Annotated in this window: 42 protein-coding genes; 9 read left to right on the top strand and 33 right to left on the bottom strand. The window is 65.2% G+C overall.

Annotated elements, in window-relative coordinates; translation table 11 throughout:
- Position 1 precedes the first annotated feature (1 nt).
- From ON38_RS28380 to ON38_RS28340, 10 genes are read right to left on the bottom strand one after another with little or no spacing between them, the layout of a single operon-like run.
- A complete protein-coding gene (locus ON38_RS28380) occupies positions 2 to 571 on the bottom strand; it encodes a class I SAM-dependent methyltransferase (RefSeq protein WP_039828124.1) in 570 nt (189 codons plus the stop codon).
- The gene (locus ON38_RS28375; RefSeq protein ID WP_039828123.1) at positions 568 to 1,125 is read right to left on the bottom strand and encodes a ParB N-terminal domain-containing protein; all 558 of its coding nucleotides are present in this window, start codon (positions 1,123 to 1,125) and stop codon (positions 568 to 570) included. Before ON38_RS28375 ends, ON38_RS28380 begins: the two co-directional genes overlap by 4 nt.
- Complete coding sequence (locus ON38_RS28370) at positions 1,122 to 2,201, bottom strand: phosphoadenosine phosphosulfate reductase domain-containing protein (RefSeq protein ID WP_039828121.1); 1,080 nt, start codon at positions 2,199 to 2,201, stop codon at positions 1,122 to 1,124. Before ON38_RS28370 ends, ON38_RS28375 begins: the two co-directional genes overlap by 4 nt.
- The gene (locus ON38_RS34450; RefSeq protein WP_051165357.1) at positions 2,201 to 2,524 is read right to left on the bottom strand and encodes a hypothetical protein; all 324 of its coding nucleotides are present in this window, start codon (positions 2,522 to 2,524) and stop codon (positions 2,201 to 2,203) included. Before ON38_RS34450 ends, ON38_RS28370 begins: the two co-directional genes overlap by 1 nt.
- A complete protein-coding gene (locus ON38_RS28360; protein ID WP_039828120.1) occupies positions 2,521 to 3,099 on the bottom strand; it encodes a ParB N-terminal domain-containing protein in 579 nt (192 codons plus the stop codon). Before ON38_RS28360 ends, ON38_RS34450 begins: the two co-directional genes overlap by 4 nt.
- Entirely contained in the window at positions 3,096 to 3,644 is a 549-nt protein-coding gene (locus tag ON38_RS37195) for a DUF6378 domain-containing protein (RefSeq protein WP_218000851.1), read from the bottom strand. The genes ON38_RS28360 and ON38_RS37195 overlap by 4 nt, the downstream gene beginning before the upstream one ends.
- 17 nt (positions 3,645 to 3,661) lie before the next feature.
- Positions 3,662 to 3,814 carry a hypothetical protein gene (locus ON38_RS36435; RefSeq protein ID WP_157181961.1) on the bottom strand — a complete coding sequence of 51 codons (153 nt, stop codon included), beginning with the start codon at positions 3,812 to 3,814 and terminating at the stop codon, positions 3,662 to 3,664.
- Positions 3,811 to 4,281, bottom strand: a complete 471-nt coding sequence (locus ON38_RS28350; RefSeq protein ID WP_051165355.1) for a RusA family crossover junction endodeoxyribonuclease — start codon at positions 4,279 to 4,281, stop codon at positions 3,811 to 3,813. The genes ON38_RS36435 and ON38_RS28350 overlap by 4 nt, the downstream gene beginning before the upstream one ends.
- A 31-nt stretch (positions 4,282 to 4,312) precedes the next feature.
- Complete coding sequence (locus tag ON38_RS28345; RefSeq protein ID WP_039828119.1) at positions 4,313 to 4,513, bottom strand: hypothetical protein; 201 nt, start codon at positions 4,511 to 4,513, stop codon at positions 4,313 to 4,315.
- On the bottom strand, positions 4,510 to 5,115 hold the full coding sequence (locus ON38_RS28340) for a hypothetical protein (RefSeq protein ID WP_157181960.1): 606 nt from the start codon (positions 5,113 to 5,115) through the stop codon (positions 4,510 to 4,512). Before ON38_RS28340 ends, ON38_RS28345 begins: the two co-directional genes overlap by 4 nt.
- A 125-nt stretch (positions 5,116 to 5,240) precedes the next feature.
- Here ON38_RS28340 and ON38_RS36430 point away from each other — a divergent pair, with 125 nt between their 5' ends.
- Positions 5,241 to 6,122 (top strand): PD-(D/E)XK nuclease domain-containing protein, encoded by an 882-nt coding sequence (locus ON38_RS36430; RefSeq protein ID WP_157181959.1) that lies wholly within the window; start codon positions 5,241 to 5,243, stop codon positions 6,120 to 6,122.
- Positions 6,123 to 6,272: 150 nt separating this feature from the next.
- On the opposite strand, the gene ON38_RS28330 is transcribed toward ON38_RS36430, so the two are convergent.
- The 4 genes from ON38_RS28330 to ON38_RS28315 all read right to left on the bottom strand — a co-directional run bounded on the left by ON38_RS28330 (position 6,273) and on the right by ON38_RS28315 (position 8,523).
- On the bottom strand, positions 6,273 to 7,412 hold the full coding sequence (locus ON38_RS28330) for a hypothetical protein (protein ID WP_157181958.1): 1,140 nt from the start codon (positions 7,410 to 7,412) through the stop codon (positions 6,273 to 6,275).
- Positions 7,409 to 7,648 carry a hypothetical protein gene (locus tag ON38_RS28325; RefSeq protein WP_039828117.1) on the bottom strand — a complete coding sequence of 80 codons (240 nt, stop codon included), beginning with the start codon at positions 7,646 to 7,648 and terminating at the stop codon, positions 7,409 to 7,411. The genes ON38_RS28330 and ON38_RS28325 overlap by 4 nt, the downstream gene beginning before the upstream one ends.
- Positions 7,649 to 7,768: 120 nt before the next feature.
- Positions 7,769 to 8,131: a hypothetical protein gene (locus ON38_RS36425; RefSeq protein ID WP_157181957.1), complete on the bottom strand. Its 363-nt coding sequence runs from the start codon at positions 8,129 to 8,131 to the stop codon at positions 7,769 to 7,771.
- A gap of 71 nt (positions 8,132 to 8,202) precedes the next feature.
- Positions 8,203 to 8,523 (bottom strand): hypothetical protein, encoded by a 321-nt coding sequence (locus ON38_RS28315; RefSeq protein ID WP_039828115.1) that lies wholly within the window; start codon positions 8,521 to 8,523, stop codon positions 8,203 to 8,205.
- Positions 8,524 to 8,662: 139 nt separating this feature from the next.
- On the opposite strand from ON38_RS28315, the gene ON38_RS28310 reads away from it, so the two are divergent.
- Positions 8,663 to 9,694, top strand: coding sequence for an abortive infection family protein (locus ON38_RS28310; RefSeq protein WP_039828114.1), 1,032 nt, complete (start codon positions 8,663 to 8,665; stop codon positions 9,692 to 9,694).
- 115 nt (positions 9,695 to 9,809) lie between these two features.
- Here ON38_RS28310 and ON38_RS28305 read toward each other — a convergent pair whose 3' ends face one another.
- Both ON38_RS28305 and ON38_RS28300 read right to left on the bottom strand, forming a co-directional pair.
- Positions 9,810 to 10,025 carry a hypothetical protein gene (locus ON38_RS28305; RefSeq protein ID WP_039828113.1) on the bottom strand — a complete coding sequence of 72 codons (216 nt, stop codon included), beginning with the start codon at positions 10,023 to 10,025 and terminating at the stop codon, positions 9,810 to 9,812.
- Positions 10,012 to 10,461 carry a hypothetical protein gene (locus tag ON38_RS28300; protein WP_039828112.1) on the bottom strand — a complete coding sequence of 150 codons (450 nt, stop codon included), beginning with the start codon at positions 10,459 to 10,461 and terminating at the stop codon, positions 10,012 to 10,014. Before ON38_RS28300 ends, ON38_RS28305 begins: the two co-directional genes overlap by 14 nt.
- A gap of 97 nt (positions 10,462 to 10,558) precedes the next feature.
- Here ON38_RS28300 and ON38_RS36420 point away from each other — a divergent pair, with 97 nt between their 5' ends.
- Positions 10,559 to 11,311, top strand: coding sequence for a hypothetical protein (locus tag ON38_RS36420; RefSeq protein ID WP_157181956.1), 753 nt, complete (start codon positions 10,559 to 10,561; stop codon positions 11,309 to 11,311).
- On the opposite strand, the gene ON38_RS28290 is transcribed toward ON38_RS36420, so the two are convergent.
- The 7 genes from ON38_RS28290 to ON38_RS28270 form a co-directional block, all read right to left on the bottom strand.
- Positions 11,312 to 11,791: a single-stranded DNA-binding protein gene (locus ON38_RS28290; protein WP_039828110.1), complete on the bottom strand. Its 480-nt coding sequence runs from the start codon at positions 11,789 to 11,791 to the stop codon at positions 11,312 to 11,314.
- Between the two features lie 23 nt (positions 11,792 to 11,814).
- The gene (locus ON38_RS28285; RefSeq protein ID WP_039828109.1) at positions 11,815 to 12,075 is read right to left on the bottom strand and encodes a hypothetical protein; all 261 of its coding nucleotides are present in this window, start codon (positions 12,073 to 12,075) and stop codon (positions 11,815 to 11,817) included.
- 289 nt (positions 12,076 to 12,364) lie between these two features.
- A complete protein-coding gene (locus ON38_RS36415) occupies positions 12,365 to 12,529 on the bottom strand; it encodes a hypothetical protein (RefSeq protein ID WP_157181955.1) in 165 nt (54 codons plus the stop codon).
- Positions 12,530 to 12,609: 80 nt separating this feature from the next.
- Positions 12,610 to 13,584 (bottom strand): DUF3560 domain-containing protein, encoded by a 975-nt coding sequence (locus ON38_RS28275; RefSeq protein WP_039828107.1) that lies wholly within the window; start codon positions 13,582 to 13,584, stop codon positions 12,610 to 12,612.
- A 76-nt stretch (positions 13,585 to 13,660) separates the two neighbouring features.
- On the bottom strand, positions 13,661 to 13,813 hold the full coding sequence (locus tag ON38_RS36410) for a hypothetical protein (protein WP_157181954.1): 153 nt from the start codon (positions 13,811 to 13,813) through the stop codon (positions 13,661 to 13,663).
- A gap of 31 nt (positions 13,814 to 13,844) precedes the next feature.
- Positions 13,845 to 14,000 (bottom strand): hypothetical protein, encoded by a 156-nt coding sequence (locus ON38_RS36405; protein ID WP_157181953.1) that lies wholly within the window; start codon positions 13,998 to 14,000, stop codon positions 13,845 to 13,847.
- On the bottom strand, positions 14,000 to 14,332 hold the full coding sequence (locus ON38_RS28270; RefSeq protein WP_039828106.1) for a hypothetical protein: 333 nt from the start codon (positions 14,330 to 14,332) through the stop codon (positions 14,000 to 14,002). The genes ON38_RS36405 and ON38_RS28270 overlap by 1 nt, the downstream gene beginning before the upstream one ends.
- Positions 14,333 to 14,648: 316 nt before the next feature.
- On the opposite strand from ON38_RS28270, the gene ON38_RS36400 reads away from it, so the two are divergent.
- The 3 genes from ON38_RS36400 (at position 14,649) to ON38_RS37980 (ending at position 16,581) form a co-directional block, all read left to right on the top strand.
- Positions 14,649 to 16,004: an RNA-binding domain-containing protein gene (locus ON38_RS36400; RefSeq protein WP_157181952.1), complete on the top strand. Its 1,356-nt coding sequence runs from the start codon at positions 14,649 to 14,651 to the stop codon at positions 16,002 to 16,004.
- A gap of 9 nt (positions 16,005 to 16,013) precedes the next feature.
- Positions 16,014 to 16,328: a hypothetical protein gene (locus ON38_RS28265; protein WP_039828105.1), complete on the top strand. Its 315-nt coding sequence runs from the start codon at positions 16,014 to 16,016 to the stop codon at positions 16,326 to 16,328.
- Positions 16,329 to 16,446: 118 nt separating this feature from the next.
- A complete protein-coding gene (locus ON38_RS37980) occupies positions 16,447 to 16,581 on the top strand; it encodes a hypothetical protein (protein ID WP_281004643.1) in 135 nt (44 codons plus the stop codon).
- Here ON38_RS37980 and ON38_RS28255 read toward each other — a convergent pair.
- From ON38_RS28255 to ON38_RS28245, 3 genes are read right to left on the bottom strand one after another with little or no spacing between them, the layout of a single operon-like run.
- On the bottom strand, positions 16,578 to 17,411 hold the full coding sequence (locus ON38_RS28255; protein ID WP_039828103.1) for a helix-turn-helix domain-containing protein: 834 nt from the start codon (positions 17,409 to 17,411) through the stop codon (positions 16,578 to 16,580). The two genes, ON38_RS37980 and ON38_RS28255, sit on opposite strands and share 4 nt — an antisense overlap.
- Entirely contained in the window at positions 17,408 to 17,935 is a 528-nt protein-coding gene (locus ON38_RS28250; protein ID WP_051165345.1) for a DUF6879 family protein, read from the bottom strand. The genes ON38_RS28255 and ON38_RS28250 overlap by 4 nt, the downstream gene beginning before the upstream one ends.
- Positions 17,922 to 18,242: a hypothetical protein gene (locus ON38_RS28245; protein ID WP_039828102.1), complete on the bottom strand. Its 321-nt coding sequence runs from the start codon at positions 18,240 to 18,242 to the stop codon at positions 17,922 to 17,924. The genes ON38_RS28250 and ON38_RS28245 overlap by 14 nt, the downstream gene beginning before the upstream one ends.
- Positions 18,243 to 18,454: 212 nt before the next feature.
- Here ON38_RS28245 and ON38_RS28240 point away from each other — a divergent pair, with 212 nt between their 5' ends.
- Positions 18,455 to 18,739 (top strand): hypothetical protein, encoded by a 285-nt coding sequence (locus ON38_RS28240; protein WP_039828101.1) that lies wholly within the window; start codon positions 18,455 to 18,457, stop codon positions 18,737 to 18,739.
- On the top strand, positions 18,736 to 19,599 hold the full coding sequence (locus ON38_RS28235) for an SAM-dependent methyltransferase (RefSeq protein ID WP_083873164.1): 864 nt from the start codon (positions 18,736 to 18,738) through the stop codon (positions 19,597 to 19,599). Before ON38_RS28240 ends, ON38_RS28235 begins: the two co-directional genes overlap by 4 nt.
- Before the next feature lie 32 nt (positions 19,600 to 19,631).
- Here the strand turns inward: ON38_RS28235 and ON38_RS28230 are convergent, their stop codons facing one another.
- The 3 genes from ON38_RS28230 to ON38_RS36395 all read right to left on the bottom strand — a co-directional run bounded on the left by ON38_RS28230 (position 19,632) and on the right by ON38_RS36395 (position 21,370).
- Complete coding sequence (locus tag ON38_RS28230; RefSeq protein WP_039828099.1) at positions 19,632 to 20,354, bottom strand: hypothetical protein; 723 nt, start codon at positions 20,352 to 20,354, stop codon at positions 19,632 to 19,634.
- A gap of 198 nt (positions 20,355 to 20,552) precedes the next feature.
- The gene (locus ON38_RS28225) at positions 20,553 to 21,158 is read right to left on the bottom strand and encodes a hypothetical protein (RefSeq protein ID WP_039828098.1); all 606 of its coding nucleotides are present in this window, start codon (positions 21,156 to 21,158) and stop codon (positions 20,553 to 20,555) included.
- A gap of 38 nt (positions 21,159 to 21,196) precedes the next feature.
- Complete coding sequence (locus ON38_RS36395) at positions 21,197 to 21,370, bottom strand: hypothetical protein (RefSeq protein WP_157181951.1); 174 nt, start codon at positions 21,368 to 21,370, stop codon at positions 21,197 to 21,199.
- A gap of 125 nt (positions 21,371 to 21,495) precedes the next feature.
- Between ON38_RS36395 and ON38_RS28220 the strand changes: the two genes are divergently transcribed.
- Entirely contained in the window at positions 21,496 to 21,840 is a 345-nt protein-coding gene (locus tag ON38_RS28220; RefSeq protein ID WP_039828097.1) for a hypothetical protein, read from the top strand.
- Between the two features lie 51 nt (positions 21,841 to 21,891).
- Here ON38_RS28220 and ON38_RS28215 read toward each other — a convergent pair whose 3' ends face one another.
- The 4 genes from ON38_RS28215 to ON38_RS28200 are packed head-to-tail and all read right to left on the bottom strand — an operon-like array spanning position 21,892 to position 23,975.
- The gene (locus tag ON38_RS28215; RefSeq protein WP_039828095.1) at positions 21,892 to 22,182 is read right to left on the bottom strand and encodes a hypothetical protein; all 291 of its coding nucleotides are present in this window, start codon (positions 22,180 to 22,182) and stop codon (positions 21,892 to 21,894) included.
- The gene (locus ON38_RS28210) at positions 22,179 to 22,646 is read right to left on the bottom strand and encodes a hypothetical protein (RefSeq protein WP_039828094.1); all 468 of its coding nucleotides are present in this window, start codon (positions 22,644 to 22,646) and stop codon (positions 22,179 to 22,181) included. Before ON38_RS28210 ends, ON38_RS28215 begins: the two co-directional genes overlap by 4 nt.
- Positions 22,643 to 23,731: an LvrA C-terminal domain-related protein gene (locus tag ON38_RS36960; protein ID WP_083873163.1), complete on the bottom strand. Its 1,089-nt coding sequence runs from the start codon at positions 23,729 to 23,731 to the stop codon at positions 22,643 to 22,645. Before ON38_RS36960 ends, ON38_RS28210 begins: the two co-directional genes overlap by 4 nt.
- Positions 23,724 to 23,975, bottom strand: a complete 252-nt coding sequence (locus ON38_RS28200) for a hypothetical protein (protein ID WP_039828092.1) — start codon at positions 23,973 to 23,975, stop codon at positions 23,724 to 23,726. Before ON38_RS28200 ends, ON38_RS36960 begins: the two co-directional genes overlap by 8 nt.
- Positions 23,976 to 24,113: the final 138 nt, after the last annotated feature.

The following is a 24,113-nucleotide window of genomic DNA, read 5'->3' as shown; positions in this document are numbered from 1 at the left end:
CCTACTCCTTCACAGTGAGATACATGCGGTGCATTCCATCCAAAGTGGTTGTCGTCCAATATCTTTGGAGTTCCGCGCATTCGACGATGACCGAGCGTAGCCTGTGCCGGGCGTCCTGACGAGGGGCGCGGCCCTCCAGGAACAGATGCCGCACACCGGCCTCACGGAGGGCCTCGCCCAGCCGCTCAGGTGTCACCCCAGCGTCGTCGAGTTCGGGCAGCACCCGGCGCGCGACCACGGTCTTGATCCGAGCCGACCGCAGGAAGTCACCGAACTCGGGCAGTTGGTTCGGGGTGAGCATCCAATGCCGGACCGGCACGCTGCCCGCGTAGGTGCCCGCGGTTCGGCCGGCCTCGATCGCGTTGGCGTCGGCCTCGACACCGACCACGTCGAAACCGGCCTGCTCCAGACGGCGGGTCAGCAGCCCGGTCGACGAACCGAGGTCCAGGACAGCGCCGTCCTCCGGGCCGACCTCGGACCGGACGAGGTTGTAGATATCGTCGTGGATCTTCGGGAACCGGCCGTTGCGCTGCCAGTCGTAGAGGTGTTCGGCGGAGTCGTAGCGGCTCATGCGGTTTTCGCGTCCTTCGGGTACCAGGCGGGGGAGTAGGCGTGGTCGGCGATACCGCGAGCGGTGAACACGCCATCTTGGGCCAGGAGGTCGACCTCCTGGCGGGTGCCGCCGATCTCGGCGGCGATCTGGTCGGGGTCGAGATGGTGCACGGTCAGCAACTCGTGCACGATCGCCGACATCTCCACCGCGGCGTGCGTGCCCTTCGCGCGGTTGATCCGGATCGTCATCAGCATGGCCGTCGGCCGGTCGACGTCGAGCACAGCGACCGGCACCCGGCCGCGCCAACGCTTCCGGACCGCGGCGGAGTCCTGCGACAGACGCCAGCGGTGGAAGCCGTCGATGATGATCCGGTCGGGGTTGACCATGAGCGGCTGAATCCAGCTGGTCGACAGCAGGGACCGCTCCAGCAGACGCAGCTCCGGCCGGTGGACCCGGTTCGGGTTCCACACGTTCGGGTCCAGGGTGTCGGCCGGAACCCACTGGATATGGTCGATCGGGTTCTCGTCGGCCGGGGTCGGGGTGAGCCTGGGCAGGCCCTCAGCGTTGCTCACTTCGCTGCTCGCTTCTGTTGTTCGGTCCTGGTCAAGGGCAGCAGGTCACGCTTGTAGCCGCCCGCCATGATCTGTTTGAGAACGTGGTCGGGCGGATAAGCGGCTGGGCTGTGCGCTGCGCGGCCGCGCACGGTCCGCAGCCGCGCCAGGGCCTTCGCCTGCTGCTGCTCGTCGGTGATGTGCTCCTCGATATAGGCCCGCACACCGTCGAACGACTGCCCATACCGGCGCAGCAACCCGGCCCGATCCAGCTCGCCGTAATACCGCTCCTGCACGGCCATCTCCGGCACCAGGTCGATCACCTGCGCGTAGAAGGTGGGCGCGAACTCCCGCAGGCGGCCGAACGTTTTCGCGGACTCGGCGTGCAAAGGTGTCGACACCCGCAGTGGTGCACCGGAGAGCACCTGCGCGTCGTACAGCGGGCAGTAGCGGATCCCCTGGTCGTAGAAGTACCGGAAGATGTCGTTTTCCTGCCAGTCGAACAGCGGCTTGACCGTCATCACGCGCGGGTCCTTGGTCGCGTTGATGTAGTTGTCGTGCAGCTTCGCCTTCATCGCGTTGAACCGCATTAGCGACTCCGCAGCCCGGACGCCGGTCACGATTGCGACCTTCCCGCGCTCACCCCGGGAAACCAGGGTGTCGGCGGTGTACTGGTCGAGCACGAGGCCGGCAGGCAGCCCGAGCTTCTCCGCGGTGAGTGCCCAGTCCGGTATGGGGCGCATGTGCTCCCGGGCCGGGTCCCACTGGATGTATCGGGTGCTCGTGCCGAGGATGTACTTGGTGGACTCCAGCGGCACGCAGTACCAGCGCAGATCGACCCAATCGAGTTGCCGGTACTCGTCGACGAAGTCGACGACCTGATCGGGGATCAGTTCCTCGTCGCGGAACACGGCTTTGATCGGGCGGGTGTCGCCGCGTTCGACGGCGACCTCCCGGACCAGGTGCAGCGCGGCGAGGGAGTCTTTGCCGCCGGAGAACGCGACCAGCACCGTGTCGAACAGGTCGTAGACGCGGTGCATCCTGCGTTTGGCCTCGTCGTAGACGTTGGCGTCGATGAAGCCTTTGACGCGCGGCATCAGTCGTCACCGTCCTGCGATTCGAGGCGCAGCCCGTAGTTCTGGCCGCGTTTGCAGCCGATCCAGCGGCCGGAGACGACGCCCTTTTCGATCGACGCGTGCTGCAACACGTTGAGCATGTCGGTCAGGAACATCGGGAACGTGAGGCCGGTTGCCTTGTCCTCCAGCACGAACCTAGCTGCGGACCGACCACGGATATAGTCGACGATCCGCAGGGTTGCGGTGAACGGAGCGTTGGTCCGCATCTCCGAACCGGGGTCCGGGTAGGCCAGCATGTTGCCGCTGCGCGTGCAGTACGGCACCGCGGCGACGCCCTTGCTCATGTCCGGTCTCCTGCTGTGGCTTGCAGGTACTCGGTCAGCCGCTCGGCGACCGTGTCCTTGTCGGTGTAGGTGCGTTTCAGCCACTTCGTGAACTCGAACCAGGTGTTCTGCTGGTCCTCGTCGTCGAAGATGAGGTTGTAGGAGATGACCGCCTCGCCGAGGCCGGGCTTCTCCTCCTCGCCCGGCAGATCGGGCTCGGTGTCGATCGAGTCGAGCAACGCCTCCAGATCGGCGTCGGTGTATCCGGTGCCCTCCAGGTCCGGCAGGTCCTGCAACAGCTCGGTCAGGGCCGCTATGTCGTAGTGCCCCTTGTCCGCAGTGCGGTTGTCGGCGAGCACGATCCGGCGCGCGGTCTCGTCGTCGACGTCGACGTGATGGACGTCGATCTCTTTCCAGCCGAGAGACGCAGCAGCCTGCATGGTGTGGTTGCCTGCGAGGATGTAGCTGGTGCTGCGCTGCACGACAATCGGCCGGTACTGGCCGGTCTTCCGCAGGCTGGCGGCGATCTGCTCGATATCGCCGCGGCGCGGGTTGCCCGGGTACGGGATCAGGTCGGTGATGGCGACGGAGGTCATCCGGCGATCCTCTCCGCGTTGGCTGCGTATCCAACGATGTCGACGTAGGAGTCCCGGTGATAGCCGTCCTTGGTGCGGGCCGTCTTCATCAGGATCATCAGGTTGGCGAAGTCGGCCGAGGTCACTTCGATACCGAGGTAGGCCGACCACAGTCCCGCGATCCGCGCGAAAGCGTCGCGAGGGTCCCCGTACTGGTCTTCGCGGTCGCCGTAGATCAGCGTGCGAGCCTCGGCCAGCACATCGGGGGCGGGCACAGTGGCGTCGTCCTGCGGCGTCGGCTCGGGCGCCTCCGGTGCGGGCACTGCCGACGCTGTGGGACCGTAGGGCCCGATGCCGCTCACGCCCCCGCCACTGTTGGCGTGGCCGGTGCCACCGCCACCGCGCACGAACGGCAGGGTCACGCCGTCCGGGACACGCGCCATGCCCTCGTCGAACTGGCGGCGCATCTCGTCCCTCAACGGTCCGGGCGGGACCGATTTCGACAGCTCCGTGAACTGTGCATCGAGCTGCTCTTTGGTGATGCCGAGAACGGCGTCCTGAGACATGGGTTCCTCTCCAGGGATTACGGGCAATCGCATTGGTGGTCGTCGCAGTAGGGCGGTTCGCGGTACCGCTCGGACCAGACCGCGGTGACGATGTCGAGCGGGTCCGGCCCGCGTCGCACCTCGATGTGCAGGCGCACACCGAGCGGGAGTCGCAGATCGATGCAGATCACGCGGGCACCTGCTGGCTGAGGTCGACCGCGTCCGGCCAGGTCAGTTCCAGCCACATTCGGCCGGCCTCGCCTTTGACCGCTGGGTGAATGATCGGCTCCGGTTTGCTCATCCACTTCGGGCCGTCGTCGCGGACTATCCCGTACCCGAGCACCGCGGCGATCTTGCGGCCCTTCGCGGTGACGCTGGCCGGTTTCCCGACGGTCAACGCGTCGCACAGCGGTTTCAGGGTGGCCGCGAGATTGTCGGTGTCGCGGGTGCGGTTGTCGCGCGGCTGGTAGTGCAGTTGGACAGTCACATGCTCGACTCCGCGAGGCAGGTACGCGAGCGCGGCGAGCCTGCACACGTCGGCGCGGATCTGACGGCGGACCCGGGCCTTGGCGAACATCGCGCCGCGCGAGGCGCCGGAGTCGTTGAGGCTCAGCGGTGGTTTCGAGTAGGGAAGTGGGAGGGTGGCGCGGTTGGGCATAGGGTTGGCTCCTTGCCGATGGCGGTCGGCGTCAGGGTTCGAGCACCACGGGTGTGTCATTGGGCAGCGTGAGAGGCTGCGGTGCACCAACTCCGCGGACTACTGAGGCGACGACATGGGTCTGCGGGCGCAGCACGTCGACCAGGCGCACGCGGTGCGTCTTCTGCTTCACCCGGTAGACGAGGGTCGAGCCGACATCGTCGTAGTTCAGTTCGCCGAATAGCTTGGTCATGCGGTCTTCCTTGCGCGGCGGTGTTTGGTCTGGCAGCCGGAGCAGCGGCCGCGTGAGGCGTGGCGGACATGGCCCTCCGGGACGGGGTCGCGTGGGCCGACCATCGGACGGGAGCAGTCGACGCAGTGCTCCGGGCGGAGCTGGTACACCTTCGCCATCTGCCCGGACCGGTCGGTCGCGGAGTAGCAGCCCTTGCACAAACCGCGGGCGGCGAGGTGGGCTTCGTTCACGCCGAGCGTCTCCCCGGCCGGGATGAGGCGCCGTTCGCAGCCCGCGCAAAGCCGGATCCTCTGGGCTCCACGCCCATACCGGTCGATCACGGCCTGCAACGCCAGCACCGTGGAGTTGTCACCCCGGCAGATGATTCCGGCGGCGATCACTCCGTCAGCGGGCAGCGTGATCTCCGGTTCGGTGGCGAGCTGCCCGGCGCCGAGTGCGCGGCGAGCGCAGTCGACAACTTGGCTAATCGGGCAGGCTGTTTCGCAGTGCGCTATGGCGGCGATGGTGTCCGGGTGCAGGTGCCAGGTGGGGTCTTCGCCGGGCTGCACAAAACGGGAGTCGAGTCGGCACGATGCCTGCTGCTTTTCCCGTTCGTGGTTCACGACACGATGCTCTCCACTGCGCATTCACTGCGCAATGAGGAGTGGTGTGTTGCGTGTTGCGGGTTCCAACTCGTCAACGGCCGCAAGCTGGGTGGGAGACGGTCGGGCTTTGTAAACTCTTTGTCATGGCTACTCGCAATGCGGCAGGCAAGATTCAGGAACTCATCGACGCTGCATCGAACTTCGAAGCTCTAGCGGGAGCCATTCAAGGGAACGATGAAGCAGCAGGCGAGTCCGCTGCCGCTAAGTTGCGTGCGGAATATCGCAGTTGGTATTCATCCAGCCTGGCGGTGCTCCCGGAAGATTTGCGCGATCGCTTTCGAAAGGAGTATGAGGGTGGAACGCTTAGCTGGAAGATAAAGAAGTTTTTGGAAGAACCTCGGCGGGCATTTCCGGTCAGTCCGGACACGATGACGGACGCATCGCGAGAGATATTCAATTCTCCATGGTCGTGGCCATATGAAAAGAATTTTATCCATCCACTCAATGAGCAGGTTAGCTATCTATACGAAGCATTGTCTCGCTTGGGAATAGACGCGGGTACGGCCGACAGTCTCGAACTGCTTGAAAATATCTCACGCAAGTTGCCCGAATCTCTTTCTATCCTCGCAGAGGGGGCCAGGTCGGGCAGGGCTGGCCTGGTCGTAAATGACGAGTACGACCTACAGCACATCCTGCATTCGATTACTGTCCTGCACTTTGAAGAGGTGCAAGCGGAGGAGCCTACGCCCACGATGGGTGGGCGCTCTTCGCGGCTCGATTTCCTACTCAAACGTGAGAGACTGGCTATCGAGACGAAAATGACTCGGGAAAGTCTGACCTTGCCGAAGCTTCGGGAGGAGCTGGCATCTGATGTGGCTTGGTTCCGCGGCCATCCGCACGTACAGGGGCTATTCATCCTTATTTACGACCCGAAGCGAAGAATCAGGAACTCGACCGGAGTCGAGAATGACCTTAATTCCCTTACGGGTGATGACTTCACGGTACGGGCTGTCATAATCCACTAGCGCAGGATCGATTGCGCGGCGCGTGGCGGCCGGCTCCGCGCCGCAGGCAGAGGCGAACGGCCTTGCGGTGCATACAAATAGGCCAGGTAGCAGCAGCCAGACCGTGTGAAGACTGCTGAAGTCGAGCAGGTTTGGTGGCATGGCGGGCTCCTAGACGAGCGATAGGTCCGAGACGTCCCCGGCCTGGGTGAGGTATACGAGGGCTCCGCGTCGCGCTTCCGCGCCGTGCCGGTCCCGGTAGTAGTTGGAGCCGCCGTCGAGGGTGGAGGACTGGATACGGGTACGCGTCCGCGTCGTCTCCAGCTCGAAGGTGTGGAAATGGCCGTGCACGAGCACGTCAGCGCCTCCCGGGCCTTGTCCATGGAATGCCTGCTGCTGCCACCACTCCATTGCCTTGCCGCGTCGCCACTGATGACCGTGCGCGATGGTGAATACCGTGTCGCCCACGGGGACAGTCATGTTGCCGCGTTCCGGCTCAGGGGTGCGGATGGTGACGTGCTCGTACGCGTCGGGATTACGCGTCAGCCCCCGCGCGACGCTGTTCGCGGCGTGCGTCGCCCACCCGTCACCCGGTCGCGTCACGGGGACGCGTTGCGCCTCGTCGTGGTTGCCGTTCACGACGTCGCACAGCAGTTCGTCGGCGACGTCAGCGAACGCGTCGATAGTGCTGTACAGGATCTGCTCGAACACCTGGATCTGTTCGGTGAGCGTCAGATCGGTGCGCCAGATGAGCCGACCGGACTGCGACTGGTTCCCCTCGACGCAGTCGCCTGGGAACATCAGGTGCACGGTGCTGATCGGACGCGTCGCACGCAACTGCGTCAGCTTCGCGACGGCGCGCTCCAACGCGGACCAGTACCGCTCCAGGATCGCGTCGGTTCCGCCGTTGTCCACCTTGCCGATCTGCAAGTCGCTGGCCTGGAAGTTGAACACCGCGGCGCCCGCCGCGACAGGCCGACGCGGTGACGCGGCACGTTCGACGATCTGCTGTATGAGCCGCTCACCGGGCTCGGGTTCGCCGTTGTCGGCGACGATGTAGAACCGGTCGGCTTGCAACCATTCGCGGTGGAAGTTCTGCCACCGCGACACCCGAACAGACCGGGTCGGATCGAGCTTCACACCGGCCAGGCTGTGCTTTTCGAGAAGCTCGGCGAAGGCCGGCGGGGCCTCGTCGGCCCGGTGCTGCTCGCTGTCGATATAGCCGCTGCGGCCGTCGAACTCGACGCGCGGCGTATATCCGGGGTCGCTGGTCGCGGTGGCGGTCGCGGCCAGTTCCTCGCCGATGCTCACGCGGTCGCCTCGACCGGGCAGCAGCACGAGTGGAGGGTGTGCGAGTAGAGCATCGCGTTGGAGCCCTCGTAGCCGCGGGTTCGGGCGACGCGAAGCAGCACGGACTTCCGGCCGCCGTTGTCGAGCCACTGCCGCACTTCGGCCTGCTCGGTGTCGGGCAGGGAGGCGAGCCAGCGGCCCGCAATGCAGCGGCGGGTGGTGCGGTCCTCCGCGCGCAGTTGATCGGTGAGGCTCATGAGCCCTCGTTTCGGGTGCAGGGCCGGGGCTGCACCAGTCGACCCCTGTGCCTGCGGCGCTGTGCTCGCGGCGGCGGGGTCGAGAAGTGGGGTGCAGCCCCGGCGTTCGGGGGGCGGCGGTCAGTTCGCGCGGTGGCGGATGACGCGCCACGGGCCTCGGGCGGCGAGGTCGTTGGAGGTCAGTCCGGCGTCCGATCCGGTGGTGTACCAGAACGCGCCGGTCCGTTCCCAGATCGAGGCGTCGGTCTGGGAGACGATGACCGCGTTGTCGATGAAGCCTTCGAGGTAGGCGACATCGGGGGCGGAGACAGGGACGACCATAGGGCCGTTGGTGAGGACGGGGCCGCTGATGCCTCCGGTGAGGTATCCGGAGAGCGAGTCGAGGGTCCGCGCGAGCGCCTCCAGTCTCGTCGCAGGGCCGTGCGAAGCCTCGTTGGTGATGGCTTGCAGTACGGCGTCGATAGCGGCTGCGGCTGTGGACACGGCTGGTATCTCCTGGGGCTGGACTGGGGTTGGTTCCTTGGCCGGTCTGGCGGGACCGGAGGTGTTAGTGGTCAGCTGGTCACCTCGAGGAGCCGCGCGTCGGCGGGGGCCTCGATCGTGAGCCGGGGGCTGTAGTCGTCGCCGCTGGGCTCGATGCGCAGCGGCCAGTTGGGCACTGGCTTGGCCTCGTTGGTCGCGCCGATTCCGATGTTCCAGCAGCCCGTGTCGGAGTCCTGGTCGAGCCGGACTCGGAGCTGGCCGCCGGTGCGGGAGACGATGTGGAAGACCGCGCCGTCGTAGGCGCTGTATTCCTCGACTTCTCGAGAGAAGCCGTCGGAGGTGGTGACGATCGCGGTGTCGTCGGACGCACCTTGGATGGTGTAGGAGAGCACGGCGCAACGGTATGGCTGGTTTGCTGTGTCTGCGGAGAGCGAGTCAGCTGCACCTCGTAACCAACGGAGTGCAGCTGAGGCCCGCGGGATACTTGACCGCAGCCTGCACCTGCACGCAGGTTGCTGCGATACTTGAGGTGTGACTGAATCCTATAGGCGGTTCCAGGTTGAGAGGCCCCAATACCTGGCTGACAGCTATTGGGAATGCATCAAGGTCGAGGCAGATCGACTGTCTCGCTCTCTGGACGCTGGGGATGCCTCCCAGGCGCTTAGCGACTTGAAGTGCCTGGTGGAGTCGGTATCAAAGATCGTGCTCGATATCAACGGCACCCCGCCGGGCTCCAATGACAACTTCCAGGGTCTGGTTAAGCGCGCGCACGACCTGCTGGCCAAGCAGCCCGGCTATGAATTGGTCGACACTTCCCCATTCGGGGACATGTCGACTCAATCGAAGAAAATCGCCTGCAACCTCGCCGAAATCCGAAATAACTACGGTGGCGGGCATGGTCGGTTCCGGGTTCCGGATCTTGCCGACGAGATGCTGCACATGGCACTCGACGGGAGTTTGATGTGGGTGCGGTGGGCACTGAGGCGCATCGGCTACTTTGCCGAAGGGCGACCCGACCAGTTGATCGACGCGCTTATTGGCGAACGAAAGATCTTTCATGCCGGACAGCTGGAGATTCGCTTGATGGCAGCGAACTTGCCCGGTCTGGAGGCCAAGCACCAGCGCAGCATCGGCGTAGCTGTCGGACAGCGCGCGGAGAGAGGCACATTCGTCGTTCGCGCTGACGGCGTCGACGCTTGCGTAGGGTCAGATGACATCGGGGTCTGGCCACAGGAGTATAGGTTCGGTGTCGTCTGGGGCTTGTGGGTCAATGAAGAGGGGCACGTCAGTATCAGCAGCCAACATATTCGCGACACCATGAGATTGTTGGATCCAGTTTCTGACTGCTCGAATGACCTGACCGGGTTGGTGAACGAGATTGTGGCGGCCAAGATCGCATTGCCTGGCATAGATGATGGCGAAGATGACGAAGAAGTGAAGCGATCGGTGCAAGACCTCATGGCGGTGGTGCAGGAGTTGGACGAATGGCTCCGTACCCGTCCCGACACTGAGGCCGCAGATTGGAAGCGACTTTCTGCTGCATGTAATCCAGCTGCAGAATAGGCAGTGTCATCAGGCCCGCTTGCCGTCGATCCTGCTAGCGGCCGGACTCCCGGGGACGGAGAGTGTAAACCCCTTCGGCAGAAGCAATTCTGCCGAAGGGTCCGGGTGAGCGGCGCTACGCGGCAGCCCAGCCGACTTCACGCCGGAACGCGGCCTTGCGCTGCTGCTGCAACTCGCGCAGCTGCTTGAGGCCCTGGTGGTGGGCGGTACGTTCACTGCTCGACGTCATTTGCTGGAGCTGCGCGGTGAGTTCGGCGATCTGGCTGTCGAGGGCAACCCGCTCCTCGTGGCCGGTCTGGTCGAGGATGCGGGGCTGGTCAGGCTGAGACATCGGGATTCTCCTTCGGGGTGATGACAACCCACTCACCACTCCCGCCGCGGCGGATGTGCCCGGCGCTCTTGGCGGTCTTCAGGGCGTGGCTGATGGTCGCCAGGTCGACCGGCGGTAGGTCGTCGGTGGTGAACCGGTGCCCGGCGCCGCGCGCAACGAGGAGCGCCAGCGCCTTGTCGACCGCTGCGCGGTCCGGGGTCCGGTGATGCAGCCCGGTCCGGTGCAGGGTTTGCGCGAGGGCGTCGGGGCTGCGGTGGAGGCGGCGGGCGATGGTCTCGAACGCGAGCCCGTCCTCTGCCAGCCAGAAGTAATCGCCGACCAGATTGGATTCCTCGACGGTGATCTTCTCGGCGCGGGTGCCAGAGCGGCGTCGGGCGCTCATCTCGGCGAACGTGATGTCTTCCTCGACCACGTACGGGTCAACGGTGGTGGGCATGGGGGTGTTCCTTTCGGGTGGCCCGTGGCGGCGGGCCTGCGCGTTGCCGCGCGGATTGACTGTATCTTTCTGGGGCGGCGGCGTTTACGATCGGCCGGTGAGCGCGCCTGAGATGGTTCTCCAGTACATCAACGCCTTGAAGTGGCCAGTGATCGCTGCGCTTGCGATTGCCCTGTTACACACCCCAGCGCGGACTCTGCTAGCACAAATGCAGAGAGTGAGGGTTGCGGCATTCGGTGCGGAGGCCGAGGTCGAGCGACAGGCTCAGGATTTGGCTCGCGACGTATCCTCCACTGCTACCGAGCTTGCACATGATTCCCGTCGGGAGGACGCTGCTGCTATCCGAACGACGCTGCTGGAGCCCGCAGGTAGTCCTGAAGCCGACCCGTTCCGGCCACTGGTTGAACCGGTTTCCGATCAGGCATCTGCGGTTCTCCAACTTCCACAGGTCGAATTCGAGGTGCTCGTTGCGAAACTCGAAGAGCTGAGAGACTTCTCTTTTGGCGGCGCTTCGGTGCTGCGCACAATCGAGAGCTCTCCTGCCCACACGATTGAACGCATTTTTGATCAGTTGCAGAGGCTTGTAGTGCAAATCAGAATGTCGACTGATCTGTGGCCAGGAACCCCTCACGACCTCGTACTGACCTGGCGTTCCATCATCCGCATCGCTGGCAGAGCAATATCCGATGGCGCCAACGCCAGCGCTGCGCACAATTTTAATATTGGAACTCGTGACTGGGCACGTATGTACGCCGACTTCCTTGAAGATGCAATTGCTGAGGCTGCACGGATATCGGCTCGCGTGTCCGCCGAGAGCCGGGCACTGCTCTCGGCGGACACACCCAGATGATCAGAACGGTGGTTCGTCGTGCTTGTGCGCCGGGGCGCTGCCCCACGGGTCGCTGTCGTCGGCGCGCTGCTGCTGCCCGGACTGGCGCCGCTGCCCACCCCCGCCGCCGTTGCCTCCGCTGGTCTTGTTGACCTTCGCGGTCGCGTACTTGAGGCTCGGGCCGATTTCCTCGACCTCCAACTCCACCACGGTCCGCTTCTCTCCCTCGCGGGTCTCGAACGACCGCTGTTTCAGGTTGCCGGTCACGATCACTCGCGACCCGCGGACCAGCGACTCGGCGACGTTCTCCGCGGCTTCACGCCAGATATTGCAGCGCAGGAACAGCGCCTCGCCGTCTTTCCACTCGTTGGTGTTGCGGTCGAATATCCGCGGCGTCGAGGCCACGGTGAAGTTCGCGACCGCCGCACCGGCCGGGGTGAAGCGGAGTTCAGGGTCGGCGGTCAGATTGCCGATGACGGTGAGGGTGGTGTCGTTTGCCATGAGGCGTTCTCCTTCTCGGGGTGTCAGCGCGCGGCTGCGCGAGACAGTTCGCTGATGCGTCGGAATCGGCGCCGGATCTCGGTGTCGCTGTAGGGCTGGGAGGCTTCGGCGAGCCAGGCGGTGAGCGCGTCGGCCGGGTCCGGCATCGTCGCGATATCGACGATGTCCGGCAGGGTGAGGTCGAGCAGCACCAGCAGTTGCCGGACCTCATGCCACAAGGCGGTGACGTGGGCTGCCGTCCGCTCGATATGCGGCGGCGGGGACGGTGGGGCGGGGACGGTCACGGGTTCCTCTCGGATCGGTACTTGGCGGAGGCTGAGGCGTTGGCGGCCGTGCACCGGTCGCACCGACACAGCCAGTTGACGTAGGTGGACAGCACGCCGTGGGGGAGCGGCTGGAACTCGTTGTCGGACGCGGCGAACGGCCTGCCATTCGCGCCGGTCGTCAGATGGCGGCTGCGGCGAACCCGGACCTTGGCGGCATAGGCCGCCATCGCTTTCCGGCACTCCGAGCACCGGCACCTTCCCTTGGTGTAGGTGCCAGTGGTTCCGTGCTTGGTGCGGATGGCGGTAGTCACTGCGACCGGTCCACGGGGCAGCGCTGATGCCTGCCACCTCCGGCGAGCAGGGTGTGCAGGCCGGCAGGCGCGTTGCACCACACGCAGCGCGGGCGGACGTAGGGGCGGACCCGCGCGGGCGGTCTGTGCGGGCGGATCGGGATGGTGGGCAGGTCGAACATTGTGGTTCCTCTCGGGAAACCGGGGGCGCCGATGGCGGTCGACGCCCCCGGGTGTGCTGCGGCCCTGACGGGCGCTGCGGCTACTGCGCTGCGGCCATCTGATCGGCCGACTTGTGGGCGCGGATCTCGTGATAGGGCACGGTTCCGGTGCAGCCCTCGATGTACAGGGATTCCACGGTCACGCTCTTGCCGTTGACGCGGACGACCTTGTGCCAGGAGCCGTGCCGGTACCGGATGTAGTCGCCCTTGGCGATATCGGCCTTGGTGTAGCCGGTGGCCTCGCCGTTGGCGATCTGCTCGGCGCGGACGGCCTTCCAGTACTCGATGTCGCTGGCGCGCTGGTCCACGCGGGCCTGCACGCGCTCGCGGTATGCCCCGCTGGCGGGCTTCACCTCGGTGACGTACGGGGCGCGGCCTCGCTTCCCGCCGTCCAAGATGCGCTGGTCGCTGCGCTGCTCCGCTTCCAAGCTGAGAATCCGGTTCCCCACGGTGACGGGGTTGTAGCGATGCCCGGTGGTGCGGGTGGCGGCGTCGGCGCGGTCCGCAGCCAACTCGGCCGCCTTGTGCGCCTCGACGGACTTGCCGAGCGCGTTCCACGACTTCTCGATGGCGCGGCGGTGCCTGTGCTCGGAGTGGTGACCGACCTTGATCGGTTCGCCGCCCGGGGGCAGGGCTTCGTGAGCGCGCTGGTGCGCCTGCTCGGCGGCCTCGGCCTGCCCGGCCCGCCGTTCGGCCTTCGCGGCGAGAGCGGCGACGCGGTCGTCCTGACGACCGGCGCGTTGGGCCTCGGCCTCCGCGGTGTCCTGGACGCTGCGGTCGATCTTCACCTCGACCTCGAAACCGGCCTCTCGCAGCATCTTCGCGGCCGCGTTGATGTGGTAGTCCTTCGGCTGCCGGTTGCGGGAGGAGACAACGATCCAGCACTGGAGGCTGCGCGCCCATTTCCAGTGGCCGACGCGGTCGCGGATCGCCCGCATCACTTCGTAGGTGCCGTCGTCGCGGCTGGTGCCGGTGAGCAGGGTGCCTTCGGCGGCGTTGTGGCTGATGGTCAGCACTTGCGTGTGGTTCCTTTCCGGGGGCCGGGCACTGGCGGCGGCCAGTGCCCGGCCGGGGGTGTGACCGTGGCGGCGGTCAGAGGGGGATGAACGTCGGGTACTCGCCGCGTCCGTTGCAGTCGCGGCAGCCGCCGCCGTTGCAGTTGGAGCAGATCGCCCAGTGTTCGACGGTCTCGCGGCGCCTGCTGCGACGCTGCGGGGTCTGCTCGGTGGCCGTGGTGTTCGGCATCTGGTTCCTTCCGGGGTGACCGTGGCGGCGGTCAGGAGTTGCCGTCGGTGTCGGCGGCGAGGTCGAGGAGATCGGCCGCGTACTCGTGGCCCTCCGTGTCGACGTTGAACAGCAGCCCGAGGGCGGGCTGGTGTCGGTCGACACGGAGCGCCGCCGCCAGGCGGCGACGCTTCCGTGTCTCACCCATCAGGCGGCGCGGCGGTCGAGTTCCGCGTTGCGGTCCCACGCCTCGTCTTCGAGGGCAGCCTCACGCGCCGCGATGAGCGCCGCGGTCGCCTCCCGGACCTTGGTCGCGACGTGGTCCTGGCCGCGGTCGGGGTTCTCGGCGAGCAGCCAGGCCGTATCGGCGAGCCGGTGGAACTGGCCGATGCTCGGCGTCGCGGCGATCGGCCACGCCTGTTCGAGCCATCCGGCGACACCCTCGCTCGGGACGATCAGAATGTCGCCGTCTTCGATCGCGTCGTCGAACTGGCTGCGGTCGTATGCCTCGCCTGTGGACGCGAACGTATGAATGGTCATCTTCCTCGGTTCCTTTCGGTTGCCCGTTGGCGCGGGCATGGGGCGGGCCGTGGCGGCGGCCCAGTCGCGGCCGGCCGGTTAATCCGGCCGGGTTTCGCTGCTGGGACGGTCTTTCTCGGCTCCGGCCCAACGCGTTTGACAGTATCCTCGCCCATTTGCAATGTCAACACTGCGCACGCACTGCGCAGAAAAATGCGCATCTATTTCGCAAGCCTCGCTGGTGGAGTCCTGGGCTGGCGGCCGGGAAGTAGGTGTGGATACCGGAAGCGCTCAGGGCTGGTTATCGTTTAATCGACCACGGAGCCAAGGGGGCCTTATGGACTTCGCCAAACTTCCGACCGGCGACAGAGGCTGGCGACAGTTTGTCGACATGGTGAGCACGATCGACGACCGGGAGGAGCGTCACTACCTGGAACTGAAATCTGACATCGGTCCTGCGTCGCGCAGTGGCGGCGCGAAAGTTGCGAAGTTCATCCTCGGTGCCGCGAATCGGAGCCCTTCCAAGGCTGTGAAGTACTTCGGAGGTCATGCCCTTCTGGTTGTTGGCGTCTCGAAGGGGGCGGTCACCGGCATCCGATTCCCAGAGGTCAAGGACCTCGAAAAGCGGGTTTTCGACTATACGCGACTTCCTGGTCCGTCTTGGGACTTCAAGCGGATTCCGGTCGATGGCACTGACCGAGATGTCATCGTCATCATCGTTGACCCTCCAAAGGATGGCGACCCATTGTGGGTCTGCTACAGAGAGCACAGCGAAGAGGGGCTCAGGAACGGGGGAGTTTATATCCGCGGTGATGGCGAAACACGGTTGGCAACTGGAGACGAGATCGGAGAGCTCTGTCGCCGCATGATCGGTGGGGGTTCGCCGAAAGCTGATATTGAACTAGGAATCAACGCCAAGGTGTATCGATACGGATGCGATGAATCGCTGGTCGATGAATACATCGCTGCCGTACGGTCTAGAGTGACCCCGGGGCCGAGCAACCCGTACCGTCTGGCAGAAGTCATTTTCGGTGATACCCGAACTTGGGTTGACTTCCAGAAAGAACTTCAAGAGTGGGAGTCGGAGACGAGGGAGGAATGGCCAGACGTCGTAGCGGCTGCTGTTGGTGCGCTCGGTCTTCCGCCGAAAATTCAATTGCACAATAAGAGCAAAGATTATCTCAAGCACCCTCGTATCGGAGCGCTGATTAAGGGACTCCACCTCTGGGCGGTCGACGCAGTTGATAAGGATGATTTCGACCCCTATGGGATCCTCCCCAAGCCTCCAGATCCGTGGGGTGCGAGGGGTATCGCCCGAGTGGGCTCGTCATACGGCCTGAACATATTTTCGCCATCTGTGCCGAAACGGGCCGGGCATGGAGAATTGGATTGGCGAATATTGGAGACGGAGGAAGGTTGGGAAGATGGGGGTGTGGGGTTCACTGGATCGCTACCCGAGTTGCGTTCGGAGGAACTGTCTCTCAGTTTCGCCGCCGATTTTGTGTTGATAACGAATTCGTCGGACCTGACTGAGGTACATGGAAAATGGCGAGTCACCTTTGCCGAGCACAACCATGTATACGGGCCGACCGACTTTACTGCGGAAGTTGTCGAAGTAGATGTGACTCCATTGTTGCGCACATTTCTCATCGAGCGGCCCGCCGCAGAGGTGGATGCAGATTTTGAACGGTAGTGTCATCTGATGACATCGATCGGTGGCGGTGAGTGGCGACCCGCCTACGGGCTCGGCAACGGCCGGACCGGAGTCAACCCGCGGCGCCTCTACCAGAACGACGCAGGCGACTGGGAAGAACCAGCCCCGACCACCTGTCGCAACAACCACCCCCTCAGTCGCGGCCGCGCCACAGTCGGCTGGGTCGCCTGCCGCGCGGCAGGCCGGCGCGGACACCGCACCCACCGCTGCAACATCTGCGGGTACGTGGTGAAGACCCCACCGGGCGACGAATACTGCACCTGCGAGACCGAGCGTGGTCGCTGGGTCGAGCACAAGAAATAACCGGGGCGCACCGACCGCCCCGGTCCTTGAGGCCGGACCGGGAGTTCCGAACGCCCTGGCCCGACACTCCAGTATGTGCCCGCGGAACCGGCAGTGCGGCCGGATCGTCCAATCCCGCATGACCATCGAACTGAAACCAATCCCACCCTACGAGCCGCCGATCACCCAAGACCGCGGCCCGAGCGAACAGAACCGTCAGGCATGGCAATCCTGGCTCGCCGAACTCGACGACCAGGATCCTGACACCGACTAGGGTCGACCGGCGCGAGCCGCAGCGATCAACGCCCGCGCCTTCCCGCCGTAGACCGCGCGGGCCGCCAGCGCCGCGAAAGTCCGCTCATACAGTGCGATCTCTGACGGTGTCGTTACCGACAGCCCCGCCGACACCGTCTCCACCATCACCAGACCTCGGTCGAACATGAGGAAGTTCGTCGACGGCACCCCGAACTCCGCGGCACGCGGGATCACCCCCACACCCACCCGGCCTATGTCCAGCGTCCCCAGCAGGTGATCGAGCTGCCCTGCCATCACCCGTTCATCACCGACAGTCGAGTACAGCACCTGCTCTCCCAGCACGAACCGGAACTCCCTGCCCGGCGCGCCCAGCACCGCCTGCCGCTCCATCCGCGCGTCGACCGCAGCGTCCAGGTCGTCGACCCCGGTGTCCAACAGGTCGATACACGCCCGCAAGATCGCCGCCGCATACTCGCGGGTCTGCAATAGGCCCGGCACCAGCGCGGGCTCGAACCAGCGCAGCAGCCGCGCCCCCGATTCGAGTTCGGCGACCTTACGCTGCCGGTGCCGGTGCCCGCCCGCATGCAACCGCCGCCACTCGATATAGGCGGCGCGCACGTTCCGCGCCGACGCCAGCAGATCAGGGACCAGCAACTCGGCGCCGGTCGCTACACACCAGTCGCGGATATCGTCGTCGGAGGGCACCTGTTTGCCGTGCTCCAACCTGGACACCTTCGACGAGTGCCAGTTGAGGCGGGCGGCGAGGTCGAGACCGGTGAGGCGGGCGTCGCGGCGCAGCTCCCGCAGCCGCGCCCCGAACGCCTGCCGTGCTTGGTCGCTACCGGTCACCCCGCGGGCTGGTAGTCGCTGTGGTCGATCCCCTCAGCCCACAGCAGGTCCCAGCCTATGCGCGCGGCCTGCACCAGGTTCGGGTCTTCAGTGACCGCGAACCCTTCGACGTGATCCCCATCGTGGAACAGGGAGAACAGCAGCAGTCGGTCGTCGATCAGCCACCAGTCGTCCCGCGCGATCAGGCCGGCCGTCACCTTGTGCCGCGGCAGCCACCGCACGGTCTCGCCCGCGTCGACGTTGAAACCGGTCACCGAATGCAGCCAACGCGAGTACAGGGTGAACGGTTCGGTGACGACACGGAGCCGGTCGACGGCGACCCCGCGGCTAACCAGACCGGTCACGGTCTCGGTCCACGGCGCGAACCAGGCTTTGAGGTCGGGGTCGGGTTCACCGGCCCGGAACCGTTCTAGTCGTTCGGTTTCCGCTCCGGTGTGGTAGTTGTCGCGGACCTCGATATGGCGGGCCGACGTCCGCGCCTCCTGCAGCAGGGCGATACCTGCGGGGTCCTCAAGCTGTCGCATCCGGTCGAACCTCCTTGCCTCGCCCGATCTCGACGCTGGCCTCGTGGTCGGGGATGTCCATCTGGGAAAGGGTCTCAGTGTCGGTGATAGGGCGGCCGGTCAGGTAGAAGGTGCCCCGGCCGGTGTCCTGGTGCGGGGCGTCCAGGAAGGTCCCCCACTCCAGGTATCCCAGCAGTTGGTGCGGGATCTCGACGGTGTCGTCGCGGTCGGTGCGCCAGCCTTGCAGCACGTAGCTGTCGTGGTCGGTGGCGTAGAGGGTCGGCGACTGGTGCTGTCCGGTGTTCTTGCCAAGGAATCTGAGCTTCACTGTTGTCTCCCTTGAGGTTTGCACGGTACCTGCTCCATCGTGGCGGTTGGGAGTGGTGAGCGGTAGCGGGATTCGCAAAGTGCCGCAAAGTCATGGTGTCGGCTGAGGTTCCGCCCATAGCGTCGGAGACAGCCACCCGGCACCGCCTCGTGCCACTGTCGCCGGTCCCCGGGTGGCCTCCGAACCAACCCCTGAACCCGTGAGGTGAACCCATGGGCGAGACCCTCCCGCCGCTGCCGACGCGGCCCCCGAGAAACCGGGCGATGGCCGCCGCGCTGCGCTACTGGCACAGCAGCCGCGCCCGCGACCGCTCGCTACTGGAACGGGTCGCCCGGGGGTTACGGGCATTACCCGACGACTACCCGTCGTCGCACTGCCGCAGCACCGTGCCGATCCGTGGGCACGCGCATGCGCAACAGTTGATGGCGATCCATGCCCGCCACCGCTGCGACCGCTACACCGACGCGGTCCGGTTCGTCGGAGCGGTGACGACATGACCGATATTGAAACCGCCCGACCAGGGGGAGTGCACGCACCGGTTGGGGTGGATACCACCCGGCCGAGCATGGCGCGGGTTTGCAACTGGATGCTCGGCGGGAAGGACAACTACGCCCATGATCGGAATGTCGGCGAGCAGCTCGACCGCGTCGCGCCGAGCCAGACCGCGGCCGCGTGGGCATCCAGGCAGTTCCAGCAGCGCGCCCTCCGGTATCTGATCGAGCTCGCGGGGGTGCGGCAGTTCCTCGATATCGGTGCCGGCCTCCCGCTCCCGGCCCCCTCCGACGTCAATACACATCAGGCGACCGCGTACATGCACACGTTGCCGGACGCGGACCGCCCGACAGTCGTCTACGTCGACCACGATCCGGTGTGCCTCGCCCACGGTCGGGTGCTACTGGAGACCACCGACCAATCCCACTACGTGCAAGGCGATCTGCTCACCCCGGGTCTGGCGGGGTCGGAGGCCGCGACCTACCTCGAACTGGAGAAGCCTGTCGGTGTGCTGCTGTGCGGCGTCCTGCACCACGTCGACGACGAGACCGATCCGGCCGCCGTGGTGCGCGGCTGGGTCGACGCGGTCCCGGCCGGTTCGTACTTCGTGCTCACGCATCAGTGGAACCCGGGCGGCGAGTCACCATTGGCTCAGGCGGCCGCCAGGTGCCAGGATCTATATCTCGACCTGATGGGGTCGGGCTGGTTCCGAAGCCGCGAGGAGATCTCCGCCCTCTTCGACGGCTTGGAGCTGCTCGACCCCGGCCTGGTCACGCCGGGGGAGTGGTGGCCGAGCGGTCCGGCGCGGAAGTTTCCGACTACGGCTGAGAGTCTAGTGCTGGCGGGGGTGGCTCGGAAGCCGTAGCCGGGTCGTCTGGGTCGAGATCGGCCTGTCGGCTACTCGCCGCCGCCCTCCCCGCGATCGTGCGTTTGCCCGGACTTCTCATGGCCTGGACGGTATCGGCCTTCCGAGTCGAAATCGTCTCGCCAAGGAGACTTCTCCAAGATCCATTGCCGCCCTCGCTCTCGCATTTCCTCCTTCAACCTCTTGGGGATCCAGGCAGAATCGAAGAGGGCGGTCCTCCATGCTGATAAAGCGACAATCAGTACGGTGAGCGCGGCGGCGGCGGGGACTGGATGCTCACGCACCCACTGCAATGCGGAGTTGGACCACATCAAGAACATGATGGCGCCCGTGCCTCCAGCCAGCAGCACCGCGTTGAAGGCGAACTCAGCCAACATCGACCCCTTGGCGCGGCGTGCAACCTCAAGGTCGACGAGGTGCTCATAGAAGTCGACATGTTCTGGTTCAGTCAAGGTCGCCCATTCTCGCGGCGTGTCTAACACCTTGAGCTTGTCTTTCCGGCGCATCTCGCCGAGTGTGAGCGCAATCGCTATCTGTACGGTGTTCTTGCCGGGGAGGTCTTCATCGCCGACCTTCGGCCAGTCATTCAGAACCTCGACGAGGTGCTGGAGTTTTTCATGAGGCTTCTTCCTATTCGATTGCCATGTCATGGAGCCGGTCACGATCGCGGCGAGCAGGGCACCAAGCGGAATCAGGAAGGGTACCCACCAGGCGACGTTGGTCGTCTGCGGCTGCTGGGCGAGAGCTGCAATCACATGGAAATCGTTGCAGCCCAACCGGCACCGCGCAGCGTTTCCGGGTCAGGCCAGTAGGGCACCGTCGATCGCGTAGGGGCTCATTCTGGTTGGGGTCGGCCGGAAACCGGAACCGTAGCGGGCTGGTCCGGGTCGGCTTGTCGGGGCTCCTCGGTAGCGTTCTCCGCGTGGTCGGGGTGCTTCGCCAGCTTCCCCAGGCTAGGCACCCCCCGCGCTGTCGTATCGCAAGCGCTCGGCGTGTATTTCGTCGTGGAGTTTTCGCAGGTTCCGTGCATATGAAAAAAGCATGGCGCCCAAAATAGCTGCAGTGATCGCAGCCATTGCCGTTATGACGATCCATATGTCGCCAGGAACCTCCGTACCGTTAGGCAGTTTAAGCATCCGCCGCCAGACGTAGATGTTGCTCGCTAGGCCGAGAGGCAGCACGATTATGAGACCGCCGACCACGGCGTCTTGACGTAGCCGGTCGACCCGCTCGACGTAGGTTCGATACACATCCCATTCGCTATCCAAACTCCAGAGCGGATGTGCTAGCTCGCCTTCTACGCGGCGAACTTCAAATAGTGCGTGCGCGATCGATCTGTCAAGTGAGCTGAGGCCCTCGAGGGTCTCGGGCCACTCTTTGCGGAGGTTGACCAGCGCTTCAAGCCGGTCGTATGCCGTCTTTCGGGAGCTGCGCAGCGTGTACCGGCCGCCGATCCACGCTACGACGATTGCAGCCACGGGCGCGCCGAGGGTCAGGAGGCTCACCCACCACGGGGTGCTCGGCGATGGGCCGGGATCTTGTGCGAGCCAGTCGATCACGCGCCGATCCTGCCATGTGGGTCAGCTATGCGAAACCGTCAGAGTCCGTGCTCACGTGCTAGGAGGCGGAAGTATTCGCGGCTCTTGCCCGTGCGGCGCGTGAGGTCGGCCTGCACGCCGCGTTTGCCGCTGCGGAGCATGTCGAGGATGACTTCGTCGACGCGCTGTTGTGCGCGGGCGAGGTCGTCGAGTGCTTTGTCGAGATCGTCCATGCCTCCAGGATATGCCAAATCGCTTGGCCTCTCAACTTGTCATATGCCAACTAATTTGGCATACTTAAGGGGTCGGCAACAGGCCGACAACCACATTGAAAACTCAACAGAGAGAAGGCAATCGGATGACCGAAAACCGCTCGAAATGCCTCCACGACGCATACACCGCGCTCCGGAAGGCGTTGCTCACCGAGATGCTGCTGCCCGTCGAGATACCAGACCTGGAACTCGAAAACTGGCGGCCGCACGCAGTCCGCAAGAACGTGGTGCTCGCCCGGGACGTTCTCAAGGACATGCCCGGAGACCCCCACCACATCCACCTGGTTGATCAGCTCGCGCTCGACTGGCTGACCGCCGTGGTGCTGACCAGGATGAGCCACGTCGAGGTGTGGTGCGGGGAAGCCGCAGACGACGCGCTGACGAGGTTCCAGGCGACGTTGGAAGTGCTCAGGTTCGACAGCGGCCAGTAAGAAGGAAGGCCCCGGCGGGTAGTAGCCGCCGGGGTCTTCCCGCGCCTCATCCTACAGACGCGGATCGTGCACCAGACGGAAGTCGTGCAGCCGCTCATGCTGGCCTCCCGCTGCCGTGAACTCCCGGCCGACCACCTCACCCGCCGGGATATCGCAGTCCCTGCCCATCTCAGCGGCCGAGAGGATGAGCGTGTCCCGGCGCTTGTGCCACGGCGTCACGCAGTACGCCTTGTCGCCGACGGTCAAGGCCACGTAGACCGGTACCCGACCGTCTGGCAGCACTTCGTAGTCGTCGCCGGTCGGGGGTGCGTCCCAGTCCATGCCGTACATGTCGTCGCTCACTGTGCATCCTTCCTCGCGCCCTTGATTATCGCCCCCAGATCGCCCGCAAACGCCCTCTGCGGCTCCGGACCACCCTCCGTCCCGCGAACCGGTGCCTCACGACGCCAGCGGCGCGACAGGCCCGGTTTCCGACCCCCCTGTGTTCGCCCCGTAGGCACGAACAACCGCCTTGCTTCCTCCCGCTGCTCCGTCGTCGCCGGAGGAGCCGGGAGCAACTCCCGCTGATACTTCGGCGCATACCCCGGTGCTGGCCTGGCCGCCCGGATACGCGCAGTCACATGACCGGGCATGATCCGCTCCGTCGACTCCGCGTAGTGCGCCCGGACCGCGACCAGCGCGGCGTCCCGATCCCAGCGGGCCCGCTGCGAGGCGTCCAACCACGCGGACTGCATGAGCCGGTCGATATTCCGGGAGTCGTAGGACTGCGCGACCTGGAGCAGCACCATGATCTCGTCCGCGTTCACGAGGCTTCGACCTCGCGCGCTGTCCGGCTCCACTCGTCGAGGGCAGTCACGGTCGCCCTCGGTTCCGGCATCGGGATACCAGCGGCGGCGAGGATGCGCGGGTCCGGGTTCTCCTTGAGCGCTTCGGCTCTCGCGTACTTCAACTCGCCCGGTGTGAGGCGAGGATGACCGTCGGCGGGGGCAGCGGACGGGGCCCTGGACGGCAGCGGCCCGTCTTCCCACCGCTCACCGTTCAACCACGTTGAGGGGTGCGGGACGAATCGGGGCTCGGGCAGGTTCGGATCCTCGGCGAGACCGCGCGCAGCCGCGACGATCACGGCCGGGTCGACTTTGCGGACCGCTTTCGCGTAGGCGCGTCGTGCTCCGCCTTTGTCGGTTCGCCGTGGGTAGGCAGCCCAGAATTCCGGGAAGCCGGGCGGGTCGACGCTCACCGGCCGCGCAGCGGTCGCCCCCTGCGGGGGGTTGGGGGGAGTAACTACGTCAGTAGTTACTTCTGTATCTGTATCTGTATCTGTATCTGTATCTGTATCTGTATCTGTATCTGTATCTGTATCTGTATCTGTATCTGTATATGGCACGTTTTTGGTACGGGTTTGGTAGGCATCTGCTGTAGCACTTGCTACGTTCTCGCTACCCCGTTTGGTAGCGTTCCGGGCTTTGGCCTGTCCGCCCTTGCGTCCCGCTGAACTGCGCTTTTCCCTCATTTCGTCGACCTCGGACCGGATGCGCTGGTGGTCTGCCCAGCCCGGAATAATGATGCAATCCGCTGCGAGTGGTCTGCCGGTTTGAGACTCGAACTCGGAACGAATTTTTCCAAAATCCTGTCGCAATCCGTTCGAATCTGGCTGCGCTTCGCCCTTACGGAACTCGACCGCGACGCCGGTCCCGAGGATGGCGTCGCGGTCGCGTTTGGTGCCCAGACCGCGCCAGGTGGCGGGGTCGAGGACGCCGTCAGTGAGGTATTCACCGCAGTGGCACCAGGCTTCGACGATCACCCATTTCTGTGCCTTCGACAGTCCAGCGAACCGGGGATGGCGCGGCATGTCGACGTTGATCGTGATGAACGGCCTTGAGTCCTTACGCATGTGGGGCTGTTCCTGTCTGGGGTTGGTTCGGGGGGAGACCGATCGACCTCCGGACGCGCGCAGTGGTGTAGAGCGTCCACAGGGTGTGCTGCGCGATCTGGTCATCGGTCATGCCCTCGGCTACGAGCTGGCGGACCAGTAGCCGACGGTCGCGAGGAGTGAGTACCTCGGCGGGCAACTGGCCGGCCTCGGCTTGGGCGTAGTGGATGGGATGGTCGGCGTAGTGCCGTCGCTCGAACTTCATCGGATGGGCCTGATGTCAGGTACTGCGTGACCGAACGTCGCGAACCGGCGGCCGCACGTGACGCACGCGACGTACGGGTACGGCAGCGACGCGAGTTCGGCGAGATGTTCGCGGCAGATGTACGCGTCGGACAGCCAC

Origin of the sequence: Nocardia testacea NBRC 100365 (genome assembly GCF_000308775.1) — a bacterium.
Lineage (GTDB): Bacteria > Actinomycetota > Actinomycetes > Mycobacteriales > Mycobacteriaceae > Nocardia > Nocardia testacea.
The sequence above is the reverse complement of the archived record's forward strand: the minus strand, read 5'-3'. Positions and strand labels throughout refer to the sequence as shown.

Excerpts from the sequence above, each read along its gene's own strand:
- ON38_RS28265 (WP_039828105.1), top strand. The coding sequence starts at position 16,014 with ATGACATCGATCGGTGGCGGTGAGTGGCGACCCGCCTACGGGCTCGGC.
- ON38_RS34450 (WP_051165357.1), bottom strand. The coding sequence starts at position 2,524 with ATGAGCAAGGGCGTCGCCGCGGTGCCGTACTGCACGCGCAGCGGCAAC.
- ON38_RS36405 (WP_157181953.1), bottom strand. The coding sequence starts at position 14,000 with ATGGGTGAGACACGGAAGCGTCGCCGCCTGGCGGCGGCGCTCCGTGTC.
- ON38_RS28350 (WP_051165355.1), bottom strand. The coding sequence starts at position 4,281 with ATGCCCAACCGCGCCACCCTCCCACTTCCCTACTCGAAACCACCGCTG.
- ON38_RS36960 (WP_083873163.1), bottom strand. The coding sequence starts at position 23,731 with ATGCGTAAGGACTCAAGGCCGTTCATCACGATCAACGTCGACATGCCG.
- ON38_RS28235 (WP_083873164.1), top strand. The coding sequence starts at position 18,736 with ATGACCGATATTGAAACCGCCCGACCAGGGGGAGTGCACGCACCGGTT.
- ON38_RS28220 (WP_039828097.1), top strand. The coding sequence starts at position 21,496 with ATGACCGAAAACCGCTCGAAATGCCTCCACGACGCATACACCGCGCTC.
- ON38_RS28290 (WP_039828110.1), bottom strand. The coding sequence starts at position 11,791 with ATGGCAAACGACACCACCCTCACCGTCATCGGCAATCTGACCGCCGAC.
- ON38_RS28380 (WP_039828124.1), bottom strand. The coding sequence starts at position 571 with ATGAGCCGCTACGACTCCGCCGAACACCTCTACGACTGGCAGCGCAAC.
- ON38_RS28305 (WP_039828113.1), bottom strand. The coding sequence starts at position 10,025 with ATGTCTCAGCCTGACCAGCCCCGCATCCTCGACCAGACCGGCCACGAG.
- ON38_RS37195 (WP_218000851.1), bottom strand. The coding sequence starts at position 3,644 with ATGTCTCAGGACGCCGTTCTCGGCATCACCAAAGAGCAGCTCGATGCA.
- ON38_RS28200 (WP_039828092.1), bottom strand. The coding sequence starts at position 23,975 with ATGAAGTTCGAGCGACGGCACTACGCCGACCATCCCATCCACTACGCC.
- ON38_RS37980 (WP_281004643.1), top strand. The coding sequence starts at position 16,447 with ATGACCATCGAACTGAAACCAATCCCACCCTACGAGCCGCCGATCACC.
- ON38_RS36415 (WP_157181955.1), bottom strand. The coding sequence starts at position 12,529 with ATGTTCGACCTGCCCACCATCCCGATCCGCCCGCACAGACCGCCCGCG.
- ON38_RS28270 (WP_039828106.1), bottom strand. The coding sequence starts at position 14,332 with ATGACCATTCATACGTTCGCGTCCACAGGCGAGGCATACGACCGCAGC.
- ON38_RS28300 (WP_039828112.1), bottom strand. The coding sequence starts at position 10,461 with ATGCCCACCACCGTTGACCCGTACGTGGTCGAGGAAGACATCACGTTC.
- ON38_RS36430 (WP_157181959.1), top strand. The coding sequence starts at position 5,241 with ATGGCTACTCGCAATGCGGCAGGCAAGATTCAGGAACTCATCGACGCT.
- ON38_RS36395 (WP_157181951.1), bottom strand. The coding sequence starts at position 21,370 with ATGGACGATCTCGACAAAGCACTCGACGACCTCGCCCGCGCACAACAG.
- ON38_RS28370 (WP_039828121.1), bottom strand. The coding sequence starts at position 2,201 with ATGCCGCGCGTCAAAGGCTTCATCGACGCCAACGTCTACGACGAGGCC.
- ON38_RS28240 (WP_039828101.1), top strand. The coding sequence starts at position 18,455 with ATGGGCGAGACCCTCCCGCCGCTGCCGACGCGGCCCCCGAGAAACCGG.
- ON38_RS36410 (WP_157181954.1), bottom strand. The coding sequence starts at position 13,813 with ATGCCGAACACCACGGCCACCGAGCAGACCCCGCAGCGTCGCAGCAGG.
- ON38_RS28345 (WP_039828119.1), bottom strand. The coding sequence starts at position 4,513 with ATGACCAAGCTATTCGGCGAACTGAACTACGACGATGTCGGCTCGACC.
- ON38_RS28360 (WP_039828120.1), bottom strand. The coding sequence starts at position 3,099 with ATGACCTCCGTCGCCATCACCGACCTGATCCCGTACCCGGGCAACCCG.
- ON38_RS28250 (WP_051165345.1), bottom strand. The coding sequence starts at position 17,935 with ATGCGACAGCTTGAGGACCCCGCAGGTATCGCCCTGCTGCAGGAGGCG.
- ON38_RS28325 (WP_039828117.1), bottom strand. The coding sequence starts at position 7,648 with ATGAGCCTCACCGATCAACTGCGCGCGGAGGACCGCACCACCCGCCGC.
- ON38_RS36400 (WP_157181952.1), top strand. The coding sequence starts at position 14,649 with ATGGACTTCGCCAAACTTCCGACCGGCGACAGAGGCTGGCGACAGTTT.